This is a genomic window from Streptomyces sp. NPDC028910 (assembly GCF_055564955.1).
Genome location: NZ_JBVHVF010000012.1, coordinates 40,137 through 61,266, shown reverse-complemented (window position 1 = coordinate 61,266; position 21,130 = coordinate 40,137). Strand labels below are relative to the sequence as shown.

Below are 21,130 nucleotides of genomic sequence, written 5' to 3'. Positions count from 1 at the left end.
GGCCGTCCCGGCCTACGCCGGGTGACCCCCGCGTCCCTCGCCGGCCTGGACCCGGCTGACGTCGTACACACCCGGCACGTCGCGCATCGCCCGCATCAGCGCGGGCAGCCCGGCCGCGTCGGGCAGCTGCAGGGTGTACGTGTGCCGGACCCGCTGCTCGACCGGGGGTTCCACGGTCGCCGATACCACCTCGACCCCCTCCCGGGCGATCGCCTCGGTCAGGTCGGCCAGCAGGTGCGGGCGGCCGAACGATTCGGCGAGCAGTGTGACCCGGCAGTCCGCCGTGGCCCGCCAGTGCACGGCGACGGAGGTGCGCCCCACGGCGCGCATCTGCGCCACCGCCGCGCAGTGGATGCGGTGCACGGTGACGGCCCCGCCCCGGACCAGGAAGCCGGCGACCGCGTCCGGCGGCACCGGCGTGCAGCATCCGGCCAGCCGCACCGGGGCGTCCGGCAGCTCGGCGACCGCGTTGCCTCCGCCGCCGCGGGCACCGACCACGGACAGCGGGGCCCGCGCGGCCGAGGTGGTGGCCATCGCCCGGTCGGGATGGGACTCCAGCCAGCTGCTGATGGCGATCCGGGCGGCCGGGGTCCGCGCGTGGTCCAGCCATTCGGCGGACGGCCCCGAGGAGGCGTCCTGCGCGAGCAGCAGCTGCACGGTGTCCCCGTCGGACAGCGGGGAGGACAGGGAGGTGAGGCGCCCGTTGACCCGGGCGCCGATACAGCCGTGGGCCGCCTCGCCGTGCTGCGCGTAGGCGGCGTCGATGCAGCTGGCCCCGGCCGGCAGGCCCAGCGTGCCTCCGTCCGCCCGGAACACGGTGATTTCCCGGTCCTGGGCCAGTTCCGCGCGGAGCACGCTCCAGAAGGTGTCCGGGTCGGGCGCGGACTGCTGCCAGTCGAGCAGCCTGGACAGCCAGCCGGGCCGCGTCGGGTCGGCCCGCTCCTCGTCCGGGTGGGCGGCGGCGTCCGGTGTGGCGGTGGCGTACGGATTGCCGAGCGCCACCACGCCGGCCTCCGCGACGCGGTGCATCTGCCGGGTCCGCACGATGACCTCGGCCACGAAGCCCTCGGGTGTGGCGACGGCGGTGTGCAGCGACTGGTAGAGGTTGAACTTCGGGGTCGCGATGAAGTCCTTGAACTCCGAGATGACCGGCGTGAAGCAGGTGTGCAGCTCGCCCAGTACCGCGTAGCAGTCGGCGTTCTCGCCGACGAGGACGAGGATGCGGCCGAAGTCGGAGCCGCGCAGCTCGCCGCGGCCGCGGGCGATGCGGTGTACGGAGACGAAGTGCCGCGGCCGTACCTCCACCTCGGCGGCGATGCCGGCGTCGCGCAGGACGCCCCGTACGGAGTCGGCGATGGCGGGCAGCGGGTCGCCCTCCCCGGTGTGGGCCGCGATGAGCGCGCGGGTGCTCTCGTACTCCTCGGGGTGCAGGATCGCGAAGACGAGGTCTTCCAGCTCGGTCTTGAGGGCCTGGACGCCGAGCCGTTCGGCCAGCGGGATGAGGACGTCGCGCGTGACCTTGGCGATGCGGGCCTGTTTCTCGGGGCGCATCACGCCCAGGGTGCGCATGTTGTGCAGCCGGTCGGCGAGTTTGATGGACATGACGCGGACGTCGTTGCCGGTGGCGACGAGCATCTTGCGGAAGGTCTCCGGTTCGGCGGCGGCGCCGTAGTCGATCTTCTCGACCTTGGTGACGCCGTCGACGATGAAGCACACCTCGTCCCCGAATTCCTCCCGTACCTGATCGAGGGTCACATCGGTGTCCTCGACGGTGTCGTGGAGCAGAGAGGCCGTCAAGGTGGTGGTCTCGGCGCCCAGTTCGGCGAGGATCAGGGTGACGGCGAGCGGATGTGTGATGTACGGCTCACCGCTTTTGCGCGTCTGACCGCGGTGCGAGGTCTCGGCGAGGAGGTACGCCCGCCGCAGAACGGACAGATCGGCGTCCGGATGGTGGGCGCGGTGCGCCTCGGCCACGTGGCCGATCGCGTCCGGCAGCCGGTCGCGGGACGTGGGCCCGAGCAGCGCCGCTCGCCCGAGCCGGCGCAGATCGAGCCTGGTCCGGCCCCGTCTGCGGAGCTCAGGGCGCGCTTCGGGATGTGCTTCTGGGTTCGTGGCCTCTGCACTCATGGGCACCTCCGGCGGCTTCGACCGGCGGTGGCGGGCATGGGGTGCGCCCTCAGGGCCGGTGCCTGATGTTACCGACCCCACCACGTGGCGCAGTCCACCTCTCGCTCAGCGTGAAACGGATCACCCATGAGAGGGAATCCTCAGCCGAAAGCCGTTTCGGTGAGCCAGGCCTCGTCGAACTCGCCCTTGGCCACGATCACGGCGGGTCCGGTCATGTCGATCTGCCCGTCGGGGTGCTCGGTGATGACCAGGGTTCCGCCGGGGAGGTCGACGGTGTACGAGACCGGTTCGCCGGTGGTGGCCGGGTCGGCGCCGTCGCGGCGGATGGCGGCGACGGCGACGGCGCAGGCGCCGGTGCCGCAGGAGCGGGTCTCGCCGGAGCCGCGTTCGTGGACGCGCATGGCGACGTGCCGGGGGCCGCGGTCGACGACGAACTCGACGTTGACACCCGTCGGGTAGGCGGACGCCGGGCTGAAGGGCGGGGCGGTGAGCAGGCTCCCGGCGTCGTCGAGGCTTTCAACGAAGGCCACGGCGTGCGGGTTCCCCATGTTCACGTTGCGCGCGGGCCAGCTCCGGGAGCCGACGCTGACCGTGACCTCGCCCTCGGGGAGCTCGGCGCGGCCCATGGAGACGGTGACGTCGCCCGTCTTGTCGAGGTGCACCCGCTTGACGCCGCCGCGGGTGGCGACCGCGAGGTCCCCGGGCTCGACGTGGCCGGCGTACTGGAGGTAGCGGGCGAAGACGCGCACGCCGTTGCCGCACATCTCGGCGATGGAGCCGTCGCTGTTGCGGTAGTCCATGAACCACTCCGCCTCGTCGGCCAGGTGCGCCGCCTCGGGGTGCGCGGCGGACCGGACGACGTGCAGGACGCCGTCCGCGCCGATGCCGGCCCGCCGGTCGCACAGCTTGGCGACGGCGGATGCGGGCAGCTCTACGGCGTTGTCCGGGTCCGGGACGATCACGAAGTCGTTCTCGGTGCCGTGGCCCTTGAGGAAGGAGAGGCTGGTCTGCGTCACCCGCCCATGGTACCGAGCCCCTGCTCAGGGGCACCGAGCGGTCCGCGGCGGTCAGCGGAGCCGGGCGACCCGGTAGACGGCGAGCGCGACGACGGCCAGCACGACCACGGCGTACAGCGCGGCCATGCGCCAGTCGGGGCGGCGGCCGCTCCCCCGGGCCGGGAGCCCGGGCCACGTGTAGCCGACCCGGCGGGCGGCCATCATGCCCCAGCCTCCGGCGCAGCAGCTGATGAGGAAGCCGAGCATGGCGACCACGGCTCCGCCGTCGCCGAACTCGAAGGCGAGCGGGAAGGCGAACATCAGCGAACCGGCGGCGGCGAGCATCACGATGGGGGCGATCTGCCACAGGCGAAGGCGGCGCTGCGGGCGCAGTTCGACCTCGAACTCGGGCCCGGCGGCCGCCTCGGCCTCGGCGGTGTCCGGGCTGTCCGGGCCGTCGGGGGTCAGTCGGGCGGGATCGGCGGGCAGCCCGAGCCCGGCGGACCCGTCCGTTCCGTCGAGAAGCCTCGGGTCCGCTTCCCGCCGGGTGTCGTCCCGCCCGGTGTCACGAGGGCCGGCCTCCATCGCCACGCGCCCTCCCCACTCGGACTCAGTGCGCCGCCATTGACCGCAGGTGACCGCACCCGCAGAGTTTGATGATGGCACGGCCCCGGGCCCCGGACGGGCGCGCGGGGCGTCCCGATGCCATCACGTGATCAGGCTGTGACCGCTCGTTCGACCAACGACTGCGCGAGTCGGGGGAGTTCCCCCCGGTCGGCGGCGGCGCCGCTGAGCCAGTGCACGCGCGGGTCCCGGCGGAACCAGGAGTCCTGGCGGCGGGCGAACCGCTTGGTCGCCCGGACGGTCTCCGCCCGGGCCTCGTCCTCGGTGCATTCCCCGGCCAGCGCCGCCAGCACTTGTTGGTAGCCGAGTGCCCTGGAAGCGGTGATTCCGTCACGCAGCCCCCGGGCTTCCAGCGCTCGGACCTCGTCCACCAACCCGGCCTCCCACATCCGGTCCACCCGCAGCGCGATCCGCTCGTCGAGCTCCGGCCGGGCGACGTCGACGCCGATCTGCACGGTGTCGTAGACGGACTCGTGGCCGGGCAGGTTGGCGGTGAAGGGGCGGCCGGTGATCTCGATGACCTCCAGCGCGCGCACGATGCGGCGGCCGTTGCTGGGCAGGATGGCCTGGGCGGCGGCCGGGTCGGCGGCGGCGAGCCGGGCGTGCAGGGCGCCGGGGCCGCGCAACGTGACCTCTTCCTCCAGCCGGGCCCGGACCTCGGGGTCGGTGCCGGGGAACTCCATGACGTCGAGGGCGCCCCGGACGTACAGGCCTGATCCGCCCACGAGGACCGGCGTACGGCCCTGCGCGAGCAGCCTGTCGATCTCCAGGCGGGCCAGGCGCTGGTACTCGGCGACGTTGGCGGTATCGGTGACGTCCCAGATGTCGAGGAGGTGGTGCGGGACACCGCCGCGTTCCTCGGTCGTCAGCTTGGCGGTGCCGATGTCCATCCCCCGGTACAGCTGCATGGAGTCGGCGTTGACGACTTCGCCGTCGAAACGGCGGGCCAGGGCGACGCCCAAGTCGGACTTTCCGGCCGCGGTGGGACCGACGACGGCGATGACCCGCGGTGCGGGGGCTGCTTTCCTCACTGCCCCAGTCTCGCAAACCTCACGGCGTGTACCCGATCGAGTTACGTGACGGGGTGGGGGCGGGGTCGTTGCCCTGGCGAGGTTCCGGCCCGGCATGCGCTCTGCGCGCACCTGGCGGAGGCCGGTCCGGCCAAGGCGGAACTTCACTCGCACGAGTAACGTTACGGGAGTAGACATGGGCGTTTTTGATCGGTTTTTTCGTCGTAAGGACGAAGCTGCGACCGAGGAGGTCGCGGCCGAGGCACTGACGGCGGAGTCCGGTGCGGCCGACGAGGCCGAGGCCGAGCCTGTTGCCGCGGAGGCTCCGGCGGCGGAAGCCGTGGAGATCCCGAAGCAGCAGTCGGCCGAGGTGGCCGCGGACAGCGAGGCCGGCGAGGGCGCCCGTACGTAGCGACCGCCAACGGAAGGTGACCCATGGGCCTGCTGGACAATCTGAAGGCCAAGCTCGCTCCGGCGAAGGAGAAGGTCGGCGACCTCGCCCAGAAGAACGAGGGCAAGATCGCCGAGGGTCTCGACAAGGTGGCCAGGGCCGTGGACTCCAAGACCCACGGCAAGTACAGCGACCGGATCACGAGCGGCACGGGCAAGGCGAAGGACGCCCTGGGCAAGATCGCGCACAAGGACAGCCCCGGCGGGCCCCCTACGACGCCGCCGGCCGCCACCTGACGCGGTCCCGGAAAGGGGCGCGGAACCGGCTGATGCCGGTCCCGCGCCCCTTTCGTCGTTTTTCCGCGCCTACGGTCGGGCGGTTTCCGCGCCTACGACCAGGCGGAGACGACGTACCCCACGCCGTACGGCGCGTCCTCGTACAGCAGGCGCCCGTCCAGGTCCGCGTCCTCGGCGGCGCCGGCCAGCACCTGCCAGGGAGCCCGGCCGGCGGCCTGGAGTTCGGCCGCGAGCCCGGTGTCGAGCGCGGCGAGCGCGGCCACGTCGGCGGTGCCCAGCGCACGGGCGGCGGACGCGTCGAAGGCGGCGGCGCGCTCGTCGAGGTATCCGGGGGCCTTGAGGCTCCGTCGGGTACTGCCGTCACCCATCACGAGCAGCGCGACCCGGGCGGAACGCGCGGCCAGTTCCCGGCCGGTTTGCAGACACCGCGCGGTTTCCAGCGACTCCGCGACCCCGAGCCCCTCGACCGGGGCGGCGCCCCACCGGGCGTGCCCGAGCAGCCAGGCGCCCACGGCCAGTGAGGCGGGCAGCGGGCGCGGCCCCGCCTCGCCCTCCCCGAGCTGGACGTCGCTCTCGACGCCGAATCCGCGGAAGCTGCCGCGGGCGCCCTGGGGGTAGGTCCCGAGGTGCTCCTGGTCGGCGGCTCCGACCAGGACCAGCAGGTCGGGCCGGGAGGCGGCGAGCACCGCCAGCGCGTCGGAGCAGGCGGTGCGGGCGTCGCCGAGTTCGGCGGCGGCCCCCGCGGCGACCTCCGGCACGAGCAGCGGCGGGGCGGGACAGACGGCAGCGGCTACGAGCATGATCCGCAGCCTAGCCGGACGCGCAGGACGAAGGGGAGGCGGTCGGCGCGGCTCCAGAGCCGGCCACAGGCCCGCGCCCCGGGCCCCGCGCGACGGTGTGCGACGCCTGCCTCAGGACGGTGTGCCCGCCTCAGGAGGACGCGGGCACCGAGCAGCCGGACGTGACGGGCGGGAGGGGCGCCGGGGCACCCAGGGTCGGGATGCCGAGCATGACGCCGGCCGGCCGGGCCGGGGCGGCGTTGCGCTTCTCCCAGGCGTCGCCCGCGCGCGTGCGGCGCACGGTCAGGGTCGGACCCTCGGCCAGCAGGTGGTGCGGGGCCGCGTAGGTGATGTCCACGGTGACCACGTCACCCGGGCGGACCTCGCCCTCCGGCTTCGTGAAGTGCACCAGGCGGTTGTCCGGGGCGCGGCCCGACAGGCGGTGCGTGGCACCGTCCTTGCGGCCCTCGCCCTCCGCGACCATGACCTCCAGCGTGCGCCCGACCTGCTTCTTGTTCTCCTCCCAGGAGATCTCCTCCTGGAGGGCGACCAGGCGCATGTAGCGGTCCTGCACGACCTCCTTGGGGATCTGCCCCTCCATGTCGGCCGCGGGGGTGCCGGGCCGCTTGGAGTACTGGAAGGTGAAGGCGTTCGCGAAGCGGGCCTCGCGCACCGTGTGCATCGTCTGCTGGAAGTCCTCCTCCGTCTCACCGGGGAAGCCCACGATGATGTCGGTGGAGATCGCGGCGTGCGGGATCGCGGCGCGGACCTTCTCGATGATGCCGAGGAACCGCTCCTGCCGGTACGAGCGGCGCATCGCCTTGAGGATCGGGTCCGAGCCGGACTGCAGCGGCATGTGCAGCTGCGGCATCACGTTCGGGGTCTCGGCCATCGCCGCGATCACGTCGTCCGTGAAGTCGCGCGGGTGCGGGGAGGTGAAGCGGACCCGCTCCAGGCCCTCGATCTGGCCGCAGGCGCGCAGCAGCTTGCTGAAGGCCTCGCGGTCGCCGAGGTCGGAGCCGTACGCGTTCACGTTCTGGCCGAGCAGGGTGATCTCCGAGACGCCCTCGGCGACCAGGGCCTCCACCTCGGCGAGGATGTCGCCGGGGCGGCGGTCCTCCTCCTTGCCGCGCAGCGCCGGGACGATGCAGAAGGTGCAGGTGTTGTTGCAGCCGACGGAGATCGAGACCCAGGCGGCGTACGCGGACTCGCGGCGGGTCGGGAGCGTCGAGGGGAACGCCTCCAGCGACTCGGCGATCTCGACCTGCGCCTCCTCCTGGATGCGGGCGCGCTCCAGCAGCACGGGGAGCTTGCCGATGTTGTGCGTACCGAAGACGACGTCGACCCACGGGGCCTTCTTGACGATCGTGTCGCGGTCCTTCTGCGCGAGGCAGCCGCCGACGGCGATCTGCATGCCGGGGCGCTTGGTCTTCATCGGGGCCAGCCGGCCGAGGTTGCCGTACAGCTTGTTGTCGGCGTTCTCGCGGACCGCGCAGGTGTTGAAGACCACGACGTCGGCGTCGCCGTCGGAGCCCTCGGGCGCGCGGACGTAGCCGGCGTCCTCCAGCAGACCGGAGAGCCGCTCCGAGTCGTGCACGTTCATCTGGCACCCGTAAGTGCGCACCTCGTAGCTTCGCTTCACGTCCACTGCCTGGCTCCGGTCGCTGCTGGTCATGCAACAAGGGTAGGCGGTACCCGGAAGACCTCCGGTCCCGCGTGCGGCCGGCCCGCGCCGGCCCGCCGGCGCATGCGGCCCGAGCTGCGGATCGGCTGCGCCCGGGGGGCCCGGACGGCCCGTGCCGTGACAGGACGGCGGGCGGGTGGCAGGATCGCGGCCATGCCTCTCGTACCGCCCCGGATCAGCAGGCGCCACGCCCTGCGCGTCCTTGTGGCCGTACTCGCCGTGCTCGGGGTCCTGACCTGGTGGTTGAAGCCCTTCGGGGAGCCGGAGCTGCGCGGCGAGCTGACCATCAGCACGGGCGCGCAGACGGGGGTCTACCACCGGTACGGGCAGCTGCTGGAGCAGGCCCTCGCGCGGGACATGCCCGGGGTGAAGGTACGGCTGGAGACCAGCGAGGGCTCGCAGGAGAACCTGAAGCGGCTTGCCTCCGGCGAGGCGAACTTCACGGTGGCGACGGCGGACGCGGTCGCCAAGTACCGGCTCGACGGGAAGCCCGGCGCGGACCTGCTGCGCGGCTGCGCGCGGCTCTACGACGACTACGTGCAGCTGGTGGTGCCCGCCGGGTCGCCGGTGCAGTCGGCGCGGGACCTGCGGGGCAAGCGGGTCGCGATCGGCCAGCCGGGGTCCGGGGTGCGGCTCGTCTCGGAGCGGCTGCTCACCGCGGCCAAGCTGGACCCGGTGCTGGACATCACGCCGGTGTCCATCGGCATCGACACCATGCCGACCGAGCTGGAGGCCGGCCGGATCGACGCCTTCTTCTGGTCCGGCGGCCTGCCGACGAACGCGGTGCGCGAGCTGTCGGAGCGGTTCGACATCCGGCTGGTGCAGCTCGGCGACCTGGTGGAGCAGCTGCAGGGGGCCGGGAGCCCGGCGCGCCACTACCGGACGGCGGTGATGCCGCAGGACGCGTACGCGCGGGCGCGCAACACCAGCGCGGTGACGACCGTGGCCGTGCCGAACCTGCTCGTGACCACGCAGGGAACGGACCCCGAGCTCACCGAGCAGCTGACGCGGACGGTGATCCTCAGCCGCGACCGCGTCGGACGCGAGGTGCACGCGGCGCAGCTGGTGGACCTGCGGACGGCGATCTACACCGATCCCCTGGAACTGCACGAGGGCGCGCGCCGGTACTACCGGTCCGTCAAGCCCTGACGTTCAGGGCCGGGCCCTGACGTTCGCGGCAGGGCCCTGACGTTCACGGCGAGGGCGACGGCAGCAGCATCGTCGCCGCGGCGGCCGCGCCGATCAGGCCCGCGTGGGTGCCCAGGGTCGCCGGTACGACGTGCAGCTCCTTGACGAAGGAGAGCGTGGCGTACGTCGCGAGGTGGGTGCGGATCGGTGTGAAGAGGGTGTCGCCGGCGGCGGCGACTCCGCCGCCGATCACCGCGATGTCCGTTTCGACGAGGGTCGCGGTGGCCGCGATGGCGGCGGCCAGGGCGCGGCCCGCGCGGTCGAAGGCGGCCAGGGCGATCGGGTCGCCGGCGGCGGCCGCTGCGGCCACGCCCGCCGCGGTGGCGTCACGCGTGGTGCCCGTCGTCCGCCGGCCGGCGGCGCTGTTCCCGCTGTCCGCGCTCACGCCGTTCGACGGGGTCCAGCCCTGGGTCAGGGCCCAGCGCGCGATGGCCGTGCCGGAGGCGATCGACTCGACGCAGCCGCGGCCGCCGCAGACGCACGGTTCCCCGTCGAAGGCCACGCTGATGTGACCGATGTGGCCCGCGTTGCCGGTGGGTCCGGGGTGGAGCTGGTTGTTCAGGATCAGGCCGCCTCCGACGCCCGTGGAGACCACCATGCAGAGCGCGTTCGCGTGGCCCCGGGCCGCGCCCAGCCAGTGCTCCGCGGCGGTCATCGCCACGCCGTCGCCGGCCAGCACGGTCGGCAGGTCGGCCCCGCGCTCCGCGAGCTCCGCGGTGATCCGGGCCTGGACCGGGAAGTCCCGCCAGGCCCCGATGTTGACCGGGCTGACCGTGCCCCGGGAGGCGTCCACCGGGCCGGCGCTGCCGATCCCGCAGCGGACCGCCGAGGCCCACAGCGGCGAGTCGGAGAGTTCGGCGACGACCTCGGCCACCGCCGCCATGACACCCTCCGCGTCCGCTCCGCGCGGAGTCGGGCGGCGGGTCGTGGCCGTCATCGTGCCGTCGGGGTGCACCAGCGCACCGGCGATCTTCGTTCCGCCGATGTCGATCGCCACCGTCAGACCGGCGGCCGCGGCTGCGGCCCTCGGTGCGGGGAAAGGGGCGGTGGGGGTGATCACGGTGGCGGCTCCAGGGAGGGTTCAGGACTCAGTATGCGCCGGGGGCGGCGCCGTGCTCTCTCGCGGTTCCAGTCGTGGCCGCTCGCTGATCCGTACCCCGGGCGGGCTGCCCGCGAGGACGGCGAGGAGCTCCTCGGCGGCGAGCCTGCCGAAGCCCGCGGTGTCCCGTACGAGGGCGGTGAGCCGGGGGTGGGTGACCCGGCAGAGCGCGGAGTCGTCCCAGGCCACGATGGACAGCCGGCCCGGTACGGGGATGCCCAGCTCGGCGGCGACGGCGCTGCCGGCGACGGCCATCACGTCGTTGTCGTAGACGAGCGCGGTGGGGGGCCGCGGCTCGGCGAGGACCCGGCGGGTGGCGGCCGCGCCCTCGGCGTCGGAGTAGTCGGTGACCACCGAGCGCACCTGGTCCGGACCCAGCCCGCGCCGCGCGGCCTGGGACCGCAGGGACTGGATCCGGCGGGCCGTGTGGGCGAGGTCGGGGAGCCCGGCGATGTGGACGATCCAGCGGTGGCCGAGCCCGTGGAGGTGGTCCAGGACCTGGGCCATGGCCCCCGCGTCGTCGGCCCGTACCGAAGAGACCGACGAGGCCGGGGACACCGGCGAGGCCGGAGAGACCGGCGAGGCCAGAGAGACCGGCGAGGCCGGGAAGAGGCCCCCGGCGGGCTCGGCCTCGCCGATGGTGACCGCGGGCAGGCCCAGTTCCTCGAGGAGGGCCGGGCGCGGGTCCCGGGTCCGCGGGTCGACGACGAGGACGCCGTCGACCCGCCGTTCGGCCCACCAGCGGCGGTAGACCGCGCATTCGGCGTCGATGTCCTCGACGACCTGGAACAGCAGGGCGGTCCGGGCGGCGGAGAGGACCTCCTGGATGCCGGAGACGAGCTGGAGGAAGAAGGACTCGACTCCGAGGGTGTGCGCGGGCCGGGCGAGGACCAGCCCGACGGCTCCGGAGCGTTCGCCGGACAGGGCGCGGGCCGCGCTGTTGGGCTGCCAGCCGAGTTCCTCCGCGACGCGGCGGATCCGGGCCCGGGTGTGCTGCGAGACGCCCGGCCGGTCGTTGAGCGCGAAGGACACGGCGCTCTCCGACACCCCGGCCTGCCGGGCGATGTCCTTGATCGTGGGTCTGCGGGCCATGGCCTGCCTCATTCATCCTTCGAGAGCGTCGAGCGTCACGCGTGGCGGAGTACGGACGGCAATGGCCGGACCGTACGCGATCCTGCCCCGGCAGACCTCCTTGACCACATCCCGCGGGCCCGGAAGGCCTCGGCGGTATCCACCGAAATACCACGGCCCATTTCCCAGTACTTCCCAGTGGCCTTGACAGCTAAAGCGCATTAGTCCATCCAGGCTCCGATGAGTGGGCCCTTGTGTCAACGACACTGAAGCGCATAAGTAGCCGAACCCGAGGCCCTGTTGACTTTCCTCATCAGCACCGGCAGGTTGTGGCCCGCCCGGTGAATTCCTCCCGAACTCCTGGACGCCTTGTGCCCGATGACGCGCTCCGCTTCGGCGCCAACTACACGCCGGCCCGCGGCTGGTTCCACCACTGGCTGGACTTCGACCTCGACGAGGTCAGGGCCGACCTCGACTCGATCGCGGCGCTCGGGCTGGACCACGTCCGCGTCTTCCCGCTCTGGCCGGTCTTCCAGCCGAACCGGACGCTGATCCGGCCGCGCGCCGTCGAGCAGCTCGTCGCGCTCGCCGACGCGGCCGCCGAGCGCGGGCTCGACGTCAACGTGGACGGGCTACAGGGGCACTTGTCGAGCTTCGACTTCCTGCCCGCGTGGACCGGCACCTGGCACCGGCGCAACATCTTCACCGACCCGGACGTGGTCGCCGGGCAGGAGGAGTACCTGCGCACGCTGGCCGCGGCCCTCTGCGACCGGCCGAACTTCCTCGGCATGACGGTGGGCAACGAGATCAACCAGTTCTCCGACGCCCCGCACCCCGACCCCGACCGGATCACCCCGGCCCAGGCCGCCCGCTGGCTGGAGCGGATGCTCGCCGCCTGCGAGAAGGGTGCGCCCGGGCGGTTCCACCTGCATGCCGAGTACGACGCCGCCTGGTACCAGGACGGGCATCCCTTCACCGCGGCCCAGGCGGCGCGGCTGGGCGCGGCCACCGCCGTGCACTCCTGGGTGTTCAACGGCACCGCGCAGCGCCACGGCGGGAGCGGGACGGCGACCGAGCACCATGCCGCGTACCTGATCGAGCTCTCCAAGGCCTGGGCCCTCGACCCGCACCGCCCGGTGTGGCTCCAGGAGGTCGGCGCCCCGGCCCCGCTGATCGGGCCACAGCGGGCGGCGCGGTTCACCGAGGCCACCGTCGCGAACGCCCTGGACTGCCCGGACCTGTGGGGCGTGACCTGGTGGTGCTCGCACGACGTGTCCCGGGACCTCGCGGACTTCCCGGAGCTGGAGTACGGCCTCGGCCTGCTCACCAACGACCGCCGGACCAAGCCGGCCGGCGCCGCCCTCGCCCGGATCACCGAGGAGTGGCGGGGCCGCGCGCACCGCCCGGCTCCGCGCTCCACCGCGCTCGCCGTGGACGTGGGCGGGGCGCAGGAGGCCCCGCACCGGTCGGTGTGCGCCCCGGGCGGTGCGTTCTTCGAAGCCTGGGCCGTGCTGGCGGCCCGGGGGGTGCGCCCCGCGGTGGTCCTGGCGGAGCGCGCCGAGGACCCGGCCCATCTGTCGGCGCGCGGGATCACCGAGGTGCTGCGCGTGCACGACGTGACCTGACCGATCCCCTCGTGAGGAGCCCCCGCATGTCCGAGACCGACAACGGCGTCGATCCTCGTACGCCGCCCGCGACGCCGATACGGCCGCCCCGGCGCGCGGTGCTGGCCGCCGCCGGGGCCACCGGGGTCACCGCCGCCGGGGCCGCCGCGCTGCTGGGCGCGATCGGCCCGGCCCCGTACGCCGCCGCCGCGCCACCGTCGGCGCCCACCCCGCCGAGCTCGCCGACCCCGGCCGACCTGGCCCCGTACGCCTCCTACTGGTTCCCGGACTCCCTTCCGGCGGGGACCCCCGGCCCCGGGATCGTGTGGCGCTCGCTGCGGCGGTGGACCCCCGAGAGCGACCGCGATCTGGCGCACAACACCGCGACCGTGCCCCTGGCGGAGCGGTTCACCCCGGTCCCGGCGAACCGCGACGCCCGCGCCGGCCAGGCCCGGATCGCCTCCCTCGTCTCCTTCGGACCCACGGCGGGCAATCCCTCCCAGGGTTCCGCGACCGCCGACTACTACGCGCTCACGCACTGGGCGTACATCGACGAGCTGGTCTTCTGGGGCGGCTCCGCCGGCGAGGGGATCGTGCTCGCCCCGAACGCTCCCGTGGTCGACGCCGCCCACCGCAACGGGGTCCGGGTGCTGGGCAACGTGTTCCTGCCGCCCGTCCCCTACGGCGGCGACCTCCAGTGGACCCGCGACCTGGTGCAGCGGGACTCCCTCGGCCGCTTCCCGATCGCGGACAAGCTCGTCCAGGTAGCGCGGACGTACGGCTTCGACGGCTGGTTCGTGAACGTCGAGACGGACGGCGGCGACAGCGCGCTCGCCACCCGGATGCGGGAGTTCCTGCGCGCCCTGCGGGCGGCCGGCGAGCCGCACGGTCTGCGCATCACCTGGTACGACGCCATGAACGTCACCGGCCGGGTGGGCTGGCAGGGCGCCCTCAACGCGCTCAACCAGGAGTTCTTCGAGGACCGGGCCGGGAAGGTCGCGGACACGCTGTTCGTGGACTTCCGCTGGACCCCGGAGACACTGGCCGCCTCGGGCGCGCTCGCCGACCGGCTGGGCCGGTCCCGCCACGAACTGTGGGCGGCCGTCGACACGGAGTCCCACGGCTGGGATTCCCCCGTCCGCTGGGACGCGATCGTCCCGCGCGATCGCGACCACGTCGTCAGTTACGGCTTCTACCGGCCCGAATGGACCCGCAACCACCTCACGGACCGCTCCCCCGGCGCCTTCCACCGCGCCGACGACCGGTTCTGGACGGGCGAGTCCCTGGATCCCGCCCGGCCCGCGCCCGTGTCCCGCTGGCGGGCGCCCGCCACGGCCGTCGCCGACCGGTCCACCGTCACCGGGCTCCCCTTCGGCTGCTCCTTCAACACCGGGCACGGGCTGCGCTGGTACGAGAACGGCAAGGTCGTCTCCGACGCGCCCTGGAACCACCTCGGACTCCAGGACCGGCTCCCGGGCCGCCGCTGGGCGGTGGACAGCGCCGGCGAACGCCCTTCCGTCACCCTGGACTTCGCGGACGCCTGGCGCGGCGGCTCCAGCCTGCTGGTCGCGGGCGCCCTGACCGCTCCCGCGACCATCGGGCTGCACTCCACGCGGCTGCCGCTGACCCCGGGGGCCGTCCTGGAGCTGGTGCACGCCACCGGGCCGGGGCCGGTGGCGGTGGAGGTCGGCGTGGCCACCCGCGAGCCCTCCGCCCCCGGCGAACCGGTCCCGTACACCTGGCTGCCGGCCGGGAGCCGGGACGCCGGGCAGGGCTGGCGCCGGACACGGGCCGCGCTCGCGTCACTGGCGGGGAAGACCGCGTACGCCCTGGCCGTACGGATCACCGCGCTCGGGAAGGAGCCGGTGGTGTGGCGGCTCGGGGCCCTGTCGGTACGCGACGACGCCCGCAGCCGGCGCCCGGCTCGGCCCACGGCGCTGAGCGTGGACGCCTCGGCCCGGCACGACGGCAAGGCCTGGCTCCGCCTGTCCTGGCGCGGGACGGCCGGTGCGGGCGGGCCGTTGCGTCACTACGAAGTGTCCCGGCTCCTGCCCGACGGGACCCGCCGCTTCCTCGGCGGCACCTGCGGGACCGCCCTCTACCTCCCCGCCGTCCCGCGCGCCGGCCGGGAGCGCGCGGCCGCCTTCGAGGTCCGGGCCGTCGACGAGCTGTACGCGGTCTCCGCCCCGGCGCGCACCACCCTCACCTGGTAGCGGCGGGACGGGCGGCTCGGGCTCAGGAGCCGTGGGGGTCGGTGCGCGGGACGGCCACCGTCACGCGCAGCCCGTGCGGCGGGTTCGTCTCGTACGAGAGGGACCCGCCGCCCGCGGCGAGCATCGCGCGGGAGATCGACAGGCCGAGCCCGGAGCCCTTGATGTTCTGGTGGCGGCCGCTGCGCCAGAACCGGTCGCCGACGCGGAGCAGCTCCTCCTCTGTGAGGCCGGGTCCGCGGTCGGCGACGACCACGCGGACCGAGCGTCCCTCGACGGAGACCGACACCTCCACCTCCTCACCCGTGGGGGTGAACTTCAAGGCGTTGTCGATGACGGCGTCGAGCGCGCTGGACAGGGCGATGGGATCGGCCCAGCCGGTGACGGCGGTGCGGCCGGTCCCGGTGAGCCGTACCCCCTTCTCCTCGGCGTACGGGCGCCACGCGGCGACCCGCTCCGCGGCCAGGGCCCCGATGTCGGTGAGGCTGATCTCGGCGGAGGCGTGCTCGGCCAGCGCCAGGTCCAGGAGGTCGTCCAGGACCTGCGTCAGGCGCTTGCCCTCGGCGCGTACGGAGGCGATCTCCTCGTTCCCCTCGGGCAGTTCGAGGGCGAGCAGCTCGATCCGCAGGAGCAGCGCCGCGAGCGGGTTGCGCAGCTGGTGGGAGGCGTCGGCGACGAACGCCCGCTGCTGCTCCAGTACCTCTTCGACGTTGTCGGCCATCTCGTTGAACGAGCGGGCCAGGCGCTGGAGTTCCGGAGGCCCGCCGGCGGTCGCGACGCGCGAGTTCATCCGGCCGGTGGCGATGCCGTGGGCGGCCGCGTCCAGGGTCTGCACGGGCTTGAGCACCCAGCTGGTGAGCCTGAGGGCGGCGCCGAAGGCGACGAGCATGGCCGCGGCGAGCCCGCTCGCGATGAGCAGCCAGCCCCTCAGGATCCGGCCGCGCATCAGGTCGGTCGGGGAGTCGGTGGCGACGACCGCGACCACGTCGCCGTCGAGAACGACCGGGGAGATGACGAGCAGTCTGCCGTCGGTCTGCCAGGGCCACACCTGGGGAGGATCGTGGCTGCGCCGGCCGGCCAGCGCCTCCTCGAAGGCCCGGCGGCCCTCTCCGGATCGCGGGAGCTGCCACCCGCTCGGGGACCGGGCCATGTCGTTGTCGTCGCGGTAGAAGATGCCGACCCGGATGCCGTACAGCTCCTGGTAGCGGGCGAGTTCGAGCTGGAGGGTCGTGCGGCGCTCGTCGGCGCCGGTGGATCCGGAGCCCTCGGCGTCGATGAGGAACTGGGCGAGCGCGGCGAAGCGGGCGCTGTCGTCGATCCGGTCGACCACCACCCGCTGCTGCTGTCCGGCGGCCAGGCTCACCGCGAGCGGGAAGCCGAGCGCGAGCAGCGTGCCCGCCATCAGGATGACGAGCAGCGGGAGCAATCGGGCGCGCACGGCAGAGGACCCCTAGGGGGCCGCCGGGGTGACGAGCCGGTAGCCCACCCCGCGGACGGTCTCGATGAGGGCGGGCATGCGCAATTTGGAGCGCAGCGAGGCGACGTGGACCTCCAGGGTGCGCCCGGTCCCCTCCCAGCTGGTGCGCCACACCTCGCTGATGATCTGTTCGCGGCGGAAGACGACGCCGGGCCGCTGCGCGAGCAGGGCCAGCAGGTCGAACTCCTTGCGGGTGAGCGGTACGTCGGTGCCGTCCACGCTGACCCGGCGGGTGGGCAGCTCGATGCTGACGGGGCCGAGGCGGACGGTGGTGGGCGTACCGGTGCCGGTGGCGGCGGCCTCTTCGGAGGCGCCGGTGCGCCGGGCGACGGCGTGGATGCGGGCGAGGAGCTCGCCGGTGTCGTAGGGCTTGACGACGTAGTCGTCGGCGCCCATGTTCAGGCCGTGGATGCGGCTGCGCACGTCGGCCCGCGCGGTCACCATGATCACGGGCGTGGCGGTGCGCTTGCGGATCTTGCCGCACACCTCGTAGCCGTCCTGGTCGGGCAGGCCGAGGTCGAGCAGGATCACCCCGTAGGGAGTGGCGGAGGGCGGGGCGCCGGCGGGCAGCAGCGCCTGCAGGGCCTCTTCGCCGCTGCGGGCGTGGGTGACCTGGAAGCCGTGCCGGCCGAGGATCGCGGACAGGGCGGCGGCGACGTGATCATCGTCTTCGACGAGCAGCAGTCTCATGTCGTCCCCCTCTCCTTCTTCTCGTCGCTCGGGCTTCCACGCATGATCACCCGCGTGTCGCCCGTAGGTCACCCGCATGGCCATACGCATGGTCACATGCGTGACCACCATGCATCCACGCCGATGCGGAGTCCCACGTCAAGGGGGTTCCGCTCCGGCGCGTCTTCCGTTATGCACCCGGTACGCGTTCACAGTGGGCCACGCCGTGCCGCGCACGGAGCGTATCCGGAAGAGGCCGGATCGTTATGCTCAATTCTCCCTCAGATGTGATGACGTTGTGCGCGTGTCGTCACTACTGTCCTCCCAACCGAGGAGGACGGAGCAAGAGCCGATGAGCGGAGTATCAGTGACCAAGGACGTGCAGGACGCGGCCGGTGCCGCGGACGACCTGGTCGTACTGAGCAACGTCAACAAGCACTTCGGCGCGCTGCACGTGCTTCAGGACATCGATCTGAGCATTGCCCGCGGTGAGGTGGTCGTGGTGATCGGTCCTTCGGGATCGGGCAAGTCCACACTGTGCCGGACCATCAACCGGCTGGAGACCATCGACTCGGGCACCATCACGCTCGACGGCAAGGAACTGCCCTCGGAGGGCAGGGAACTGGCCCGGCTGCGCGCCGACGTCGGCATGGTCTTCCAGTCGTTCAACCTCTTCGCGCACAAGACGGTGCTGCAGAACGTCATGCTGGGCCAGCTCAAGGTCCGCAAGACCGACCAGGCCACGGCCCACGCGAAGGCGGTGGCCCTGCTGGACCGGGTGGGCGTCGGCTCGCAGGCCGACAAGTACCCGGCGCAGCTCTCCGGCGGGCAGCAGCAGCGCGTGGCGATCGCCCGGGCGCTGGCCATGGAGCCGAAGGTGATGCTGTTCGACGAGCCGACCTCGGCTCTCGACCCGGAGATGATCAACGAGGTGCTGGAGGTCATGCAGCAGCTCGCCCGGGAGGGGATGACCATGGTGGTCGTCACCCACGAGATGGGCTTCGCCCGCTCCGCGGCCAACCGGGTCGTCTTCATGGCCGACGGAAAGATCGTCGAAGAGGCAACGCCCGAGCAGTTCTTCAGCAACCCGCGCAGTGATCGCGCCAAGGACTTCCTGTCGAAGATCCTGCACCACTGAGGGTCTCGTCTGGTAGTCATCCGTATGCGGATCACCGCCCAGGGGGTCCCCCCGGACGAAGTCTGGGGGAGGTTCCTGTCGGCCGTGCGTGCGCCGTAAGCGTCGCTCGTCGTTCAACAACGTCTCATCCGAGGGAAGTTCACCATGAAGATCTCCAAGGCCGCTGCGGCCGCGGCCGTCGCCGTCGCCCTTGCCCTGACCGCGACCGCCTGTGGCGGCAACAGCGACAAGGGCAGCGGCTCCGGCCCCACCGGTGACGGCAAGGACAAGATCGTCATCGGCATCAAGTTCGACCAGCCGGGTCTGGGCCTGAAGACCCCCGACGGCAAGTACACCGGCTTCGACGTCGACGTCGCGACGTACGTGGCCAAGGAGCTCGGCTACCAGCCCGACCAGATCGAGTGGAAGCAGGCCATCAGCGCCGAGCGCGAGAACCTGATCGCGAACGGCGACGTGAAGTTCATCGTCGCGACGTACTCGATCAACGACAAGCGCAAGCAGAAGGTCGACTTCGCCGGCCCGTACTTCCTCGCCCACCAGGACCTGCTCGTCCGCGCCGACGACACCAGCATCACCAAGGCCGAGGACCTCAACAAGAAGAAGCTCTGCTCGGTAACCGGCTCCACCTCGGCGCAGAACGTCAAGACCAAGCTGGCTCCCGAGGCCGACCTGCTGGAGCAGGGCGGCTACTCCGAGTGCCTGACCAGCCTGGAGAACAAGAAGGTCGACGCCCTGACCACGGACGACTCGATCCTGGCGGGCTACGCGGCGCAGGAGAACAACAAGGGCAAGTTCAAGCTGGTCGGGCTGAGCCTGAGCAACGAGAACTACGGCATCGGTCTGAAGAAGGGCGACACCGAACTCCAGACCAAGATCAACGCCGCGCTCAAGAAGATGGTCGCGGACGGGTCCTGGGAGGCGGCCGTGCAGAAGAACCTCGGCCCGGCCAACTACAAGAACGAGCCTGCCCCGCAGATCACCGAAGGCAGCTGATTCACCGGTGAGGAGCGTCGCCGCCCGCCTGCCGCGGGCGGCGGCGCACCTCACCGGCCATCCTGGGGAGAGCGCAGGGCATCGTGTTCGATTTTCTTGAGTCCGGGCAGTACGACCTGCTCGGAGCCTTCTGGGTGACGGTTCAGCTCACCCTCTACTCGGCGGCCGGGTCTCTGATCTGGGGCACCGTCCTGGCCGGGATGCGGGTCAGCCCGGTCCCGCTGCTGCGCGGCTTCGGCACCGCGTACGTCAACCTGGTGCGCAACATCCCGCTGACCGTGCTGATCATCGCCTGCTCGCTGGGCCTCAGCCAGACCCTCGGCATCGAGCTGGGCGGCTCCACCTTCAAGGAGATCGGCTTCCGGCTCGCGGTCCTCGGGCTCGTCGCCTACACGGGCACCTTCGTCTGTGAGGCGATCCGCTCGGGCATCAACACCGTGCCCGTCGGCCAGGCCGAGGCGGCCCGCGCCCTGGGACTGAGCTTCTTCCAGGTGCTCACCCTGATCGTGCTCCCCCAGGCCTTCCGGGCGGTCGTCGCACCGCTCACCAACGTACTGATCGCACTCACCAAGAACACCACGGTGGCGGCGACCATCGGCGTGGCCGAAGCGGCCCTGCTGATGAAGGAAATGGTCGAGAACGAGGCCGACGCGCTCTTCGCCGTATTCGGCGTCTTCGCCCTCGGCTTCGTCCTGCTGACCCTGCCCACCGGCCTGCTGCTGGGCTGGGTGGCCAAGCGAGTGGCGGTGAAGCGATGACCTCCGTGCTGTACGACGCCCCGGGCCCCAAGGCCAAGGCGCGCAACTGGATCTACAGCGGGATCTTCGTCGTCCTGTTCGGGCTCGTCGCGTGGTGGGCCCTGTCCCTCATGGACGAGAAGGGCCAGCTCGACGCCGACAGGTGGACCCCCTTCCTCACCGACGGCCGGATCTGGAGCACCTTCCTGATCCCCGGCCTGCTGGAGACCCTCAAGGCCGGCGCGCTCGCCATGGTGATCGCCCTGCCGCTGGGCGCCCTGCTGGGCATCGGCCGACTGTCCGACCACGCCTGGGTGCGGGGGCCGGTCGGCGCGTTCGTGGAGTTCTTCCGCGCCATCCCGGTGCTGATGCTGATGCTGTTCGGCTACCAGTTCTACGTCCAGTTCACCAACGTCTCCTCGGACATCCGGCCGCTCTACGCCGTGGTCACGGGCCTGGTGCTCTACAACGCGGCCGTCATCGCGGAGATCGTCCGTGCGGGCGTGCTGTCCCTGCCCTCGGGCCAGACGGACGCGGCCAAGGCGATCGGCATGCGCAAGGGCCAGACCATGGCCTACGTGCTGATCCCGCAGGCCGTCACGGCGATGCTGCCGGCCCTGGTCAGCCAGCTCGTCGTGATCCTGAAGGACACCGCGCTGGGCGGCGCGCTGCTGGGCTTCGGCGAGCTGCTGTCGATGAACCGGCAGATCTCCGCGAACTACAGCAACACCATCGCGACGCTCGTCGTGATCGCCCTGCTCTACATCGTGGTGAACTTCGCCCTCACCACCTTCGCCTCCTGGCTGGAGGGCCGGCTGCGGAAGTCGAAGAAGGGCACCGGCGCGGTCGTCGCCGGTGACGTGGCCGAAGTCGACGCGGGCGGCGCCGCAGGCGTGGGCGAAGCCCCCTGACACCCGGTCAGTACACTGGCTCGATCCGTGTGGTGCGGCGGAACTCTTCCGCCGCACCACACGGCGTTGTCCCGACCGGCGTCACTTGACGCAGGCACCTCCAGTGGGTTGCATACGTTCTGTGATC

The 21,130-nt window shown here is 72.4% G+C and carries 19 protein-coding genes; 9 read left to right on the top strand and 10 right to left on the bottom strand.

The features are described from left to right. Positions 1-12 precede the first annotated feature (12 nt). The 4 genes from ACZ4TV_RS16970 to miaA all read right to left on the bottom strand — a co-directional run bounded on the left by ACZ4TV_RS16970 (position 13) and on the right by miaA (position 4,777). Positions 13-2,127 carry a RelA/SpoT family protein gene (locus ACZ4TV_RS16970; protein ID WP_468135312.1) on the bottom strand — a complete coding sequence of 705 codons (2,115 nt, stop codon included), beginning with the start codon at positions 2,125-2,127 and terminating at the stop codon, positions 13-15. 140 nt (positions 2,128-2,267) lie between these two features. Beyond that, positions 2,268-3,143 (bottom strand): diaminopimelate epimerase, encoded by an 876-nt coding sequence (dapF, locus tag ACZ4TV_RS16965; protein ID WP_468135310.1) that lies wholly within the window; start codon positions 3,141-3,143, stop codon positions 2,268-2,270. Positions 3,144-3,194: 51 nt separating this feature from the next. Continuing rightward, the gene (locus tag ACZ4TV_RS16960; protein WP_468135521.1) at positions 3,195-3,707 is read right to left on the bottom strand and encodes a hypothetical protein; all 513 of its coding nucleotides are present in this window, start codon (positions 3,705-3,707) and stop codon (positions 3,195-3,197) included. A gap of 131 nt (positions 3,708-3,838) precedes the next feature. Beyond that, entirely contained in the window at positions 3,839-4,777 is a 939-nt protein-coding gene (gene miaA / locus ACZ4TV_RS16955; RefSeq protein ID WP_468135308.1) for a tRNA (adenosine(37)-N6)-dimethylallyltransferase MiaA, read from the bottom strand. 175 nt (positions 4,778-4,952) lie between these two features. Here miaA and ACZ4TV_RS16950 point away from each other — a divergent pair, with 175 nt between their 5' ends. Beyond that, a complete protein-coding gene (locus ACZ4TV_RS16950; RefSeq protein ID WP_468135306.1) occupies positions 4,953-5,168 on the top strand; it encodes a gliding motility protein in 216 nt (71 codons plus the stop codon). Positions 5,169-5,191: 23 nt separating this feature from the next. Continuing rightward, positions 5,192-5,443 (top strand): antitoxin, encoded by a 252-nt coding sequence (locus ACZ4TV_RS16945; RefSeq protein ID WP_468135304.1) that lies wholly within the window; start codon positions 5,192-5,194, stop codon positions 5,441-5,443. Positions 5,444-5,535: 92 nt separating this feature from the next. On the opposite strand, the gene ACZ4TV_RS16940 is transcribed toward ACZ4TV_RS16945, so the two are convergent. Together ACZ4TV_RS16940 and miaB are read right to left on the bottom strand one after the other, a co-directional pair. Beyond that, positions 5,536-6,243 (bottom strand): class III extradiol dioxygenase subunit B-like domain-containing protein, encoded by a 708-nt coding sequence (locus ACZ4TV_RS16940; protein WP_468135302.1) that lies wholly within the window; start codon positions 6,241-6,243, stop codon positions 5,536-5,538. Positions 6,244-6,373: 130 nt separating this feature from the next. Continuing rightward, positions 6,374-7,897, bottom strand: a complete 1,524-nt coding sequence (miaB, locus tag ACZ4TV_RS16935) for a tRNA (N6-isopentenyl adenosine(37)-C2)-methylthiotransferase MiaB (RefSeq protein WP_468135300.1) — start codon at positions 7,895-7,897, stop codon at positions 6,374-6,376. A gap of 162 nt (positions 7,898-8,059) precedes the next feature. Between miaB and ACZ4TV_RS16930 the strand changes: the two genes are divergently transcribed. Continuing rightward, on the top strand, positions 8,060-9,055 hold the full coding sequence (locus ACZ4TV_RS16930) for a TAXI family TRAP transporter solute-binding subunit (protein WP_468135298.1): 996 nt from the start codon (positions 8,060-8,062) through the stop codon (positions 9,053-9,055). A gap of 43 nt (positions 9,056-9,098) precedes the next feature. Here ACZ4TV_RS16930 and ACZ4TV_RS16925 read toward each other — a convergent pair whose 3' ends face one another. Both ACZ4TV_RS16925 and ACZ4TV_RS16920 read right to left on the bottom strand, forming a co-directional pair. Next, positions 9,099-10,154, bottom strand: a complete 1,056-nt coding sequence (locus ACZ4TV_RS16925) for an ROK family protein (RefSeq protein ID WP_468135296.1) — start codon at positions 10,152-10,154, stop codon at positions 9,099-9,101. A 21-nt stretch (positions 10,155-10,175) separates the two neighbouring features. Beyond that, positions 10,176-11,285 (bottom strand): LacI family DNA-binding transcriptional regulator, encoded by a 1,110-nt coding sequence (locus ACZ4TV_RS16920; RefSeq protein WP_468135294.1) that lies wholly within the window; start codon positions 11,283-11,285, stop codon positions 10,176-10,178. Positions 11,286-11,635: 350 nt separating this feature from the next. Between ACZ4TV_RS16920 and ACZ4TV_RS16915 the strand changes: the two genes are divergently transcribed. Both ACZ4TV_RS16915 and ACZ4TV_RS16910 read left to right on the top strand, forming a co-directional pair. Continuing rightward, positions 11,636-12,889: a glycoside hydrolase 5 family protein gene (locus ACZ4TV_RS16915; protein ID WP_468135292.1), complete on the top strand. Its 1,254-nt coding sequence runs from the start codon at positions 11,636-11,638 to the stop codon at positions 12,887-12,889. Between the two features lie 26 nt (positions 12,890-12,915). Beyond that, complete coding sequence (locus tag ACZ4TV_RS16910; protein WP_468135290.1) at positions 12,916-15,081, top strand: endo-beta-N-acetylglucosaminidase; 2,166 nt, start codon at positions 12,916-12,918, stop codon at positions 15,079-15,081. A gap of 22 nt (positions 15,082-15,103) precedes the next feature. Here the strand turns inward: ACZ4TV_RS16910 and ACZ4TV_RS16905 are convergent, their stop codons facing one another. Together ACZ4TV_RS16905 and ACZ4TV_RS16900 are read right to left on the bottom strand one after the other, a co-directional pair. After that, positions 15,104-16,516, bottom strand: coding sequence for a sensor histidine kinase (locus tag ACZ4TV_RS16905; protein WP_468135288.1), 1,413 nt, complete (start codon positions 16,514-16,516; stop codon positions 15,104-15,106). Between the two features lie 12 nt (positions 16,517-16,528). Next, complete coding sequence (locus tag ACZ4TV_RS16900) at positions 16,529-17,245, bottom strand: response regulator transcription factor (RefSeq protein ID WP_468135286.1); 717 nt, start codon at positions 17,243-17,245, stop codon at positions 16,529-16,531. A 331-nt stretch (positions 17,246-17,576) separates the two neighbouring features. Here ACZ4TV_RS16900 and ACZ4TV_RS16895 point away from each other — a divergent pair, with 331 nt between their 5' ends. The 4 genes from ACZ4TV_RS16895 to ACZ4TV_RS16880 all read left to right on the top strand — a co-directional run bounded on the left by ACZ4TV_RS16895 (position 17,577) and on the right by ACZ4TV_RS16880 (position 21,003). Beyond that, on the top strand, positions 17,577-18,362 hold the full coding sequence (locus ACZ4TV_RS16895) for an amino acid ABC transporter ATP-binding protein (protein WP_468135284.1): 786 nt from the start codon (positions 17,577-17,579) through the stop codon (positions 18,360-18,362). A gap of 144 nt (positions 18,363-18,506) precedes the next feature. Further along, entirely contained in the window at positions 18,507-19,355 is an 849-nt protein-coding gene (locus tag ACZ4TV_RS16890; RefSeq protein WP_468135282.1) for a glutamate ABC transporter substrate-binding protein, read from the top strand. Between the two features lie 83 nt (positions 19,356-19,438). Continuing rightward, complete coding sequence (locus ACZ4TV_RS16885) at positions 19,439-20,113, top strand: amino acid ABC transporter permease (protein ID WP_468135280.1); 675 nt, start codon at positions 19,439-19,441, stop codon at positions 20,111-20,113. Continuing rightward, complete coding sequence (locus ACZ4TV_RS16880) at positions 20,110-21,003, top strand: amino acid ABC transporter permease (protein WP_468135278.1); 894 nt, start codon at positions 20,110-20,112, stop codon at positions 21,001-21,003. Before ACZ4TV_RS16885 ends, ACZ4TV_RS16880 begins: the two co-directional genes overlap by 4 nt. Positions 21,004-21,130: the final 127 nt, after the last annotated feature.